This window comes from Mycobacterium sp. 852002-30065_SCH5024008, from assembly GCF_001665645.1.
In the GTDB taxonomy this organism is placed as follows: domain Bacteria; phylum Actinomycetota; class Actinomycetes; order Mycobacteriales; family Mycobacteriaceae; genus Mycobacterium; species Mycobacterium paraffinicum.
In genome coordinates this window covers 1-1,210 of sequence record NZ_LZSZ01000178.1, presented here as the reverse complement: position 1 = coordinate 1,210, position 1,210 = coordinate 1, and the positions used below count along the sequence as shown (strand labels likewise).

Here is a 1,210-nt window from a genome sequence, read left to right as displayed (position 1 = left end):
GCGAAGGGGGGTCGGGCCATGACGGTGGGGCGGAATCCGTATCGGGGTCCGGCGCCGGCGTGGGTGCCGGTGCCCATGCCGGCCAGGGGCATGCCGCCGAGCAGGTTGCCCGGTCCCCCGGCTCCTTCGGGGGCGGCGCTGATGGCGCTGACCGGGATGGCGGTGTGTCCCATGGCCGGCACGGCCGGGCCGCCGGTCCAGGCCACCGGCACCGACAACTTGCCACCGATGGAGGCCGCGCCGCCGATCGCGGCCGCCGGGTGCACCGCGCCGGCACCGCCGCCGAGCAGGCCACCGAGTCCACCCAGGCCGGGCAGGGCCTTGGCCGCCGCGGGAGCCGCGCCGCCGATCAACCCCACCGTCTTGGAGATCTGGGTGAAGGTGTTGGCCATACCGGTACTGAAGTAAGGCAGACCCTCCGTGTTATAGAACAAGCTCGCGAACGGGCTGTAGCCGTTGACGGCAGCTCCCAGGTTGGTGGGGATGGAGGTTTGGCCGGTCAACAGGAACCAGAGCTCGCTCAGCGGGTCGGTGCTCGTCGTGGCCGCCGCGGCCTGCGGAGCCGCGGTCGTGGTGGCGGTCGTCGCCGCCTTTTGCACGACGTTGGCCGTGTTGCCGGCCGAGGTGTTGGCCGCCGCGTTGGCCACCGTGCTGGACTGGGTGGCCGTGCCCGCATCGTTGGTGACCTTCGGCGCGGCCTGGAACTGCGTGATGCCCTTGGTCGCCGCCGTGGACTGCACCGAGTAGTTGGCCATCGCGCCGGCATCCTGCGCCCAAAACTCGCCGTACTGGGCCTCCAACTGCGCGATCGCCCCGGTGTTCTGCCCGATCACGTTGGTCGTCTGCAATTGCTGCACCAGGGCACGGTTGGCCGCGATCACCGGCGGCGGCACCACCGCGGAAAACGCCGCCTCATAGGCCGCCGCCGCCGCGCTGGCCTGCACGGCCGCCTGCTCAGCCTGCGCCGCCGTAGTCGCCAGCCACTCCGCATACGGAGTCGCCGCCGCCGCCATCGCCGCCGAGGCCGTGCCCGCCCACTCCTCACTGGCAAGCTGAGTCACCACGTTCTGATAGCTCAACGCCGCCGACTGCAACTCCGCAGCAATCGCATTCCACGCCGACGCCGCGGTCATCAACGACCCCGACCCTGGACCGGCGTAAATCCGCGCCGAATTAACCTCCGGCGGAAGCGCCCCAAAATCAAACACCA

General features: G+C 70.8%; 1 protein-coding gene. It reads right to left on the bottom strand.

Annotation, left to right across the window (positions count from 1 at the left end; translation table 11 throughout):
• On the bottom strand, positions 1-1,208 hold a 1,208-nt coding region (locus A5781_RS23135; protein WP_067212533.1), incomplete at its 3' end, for a PPE family protein.
• Between the last annotated feature and the right edge of the window lie 2 nt (positions 1,209-1,210).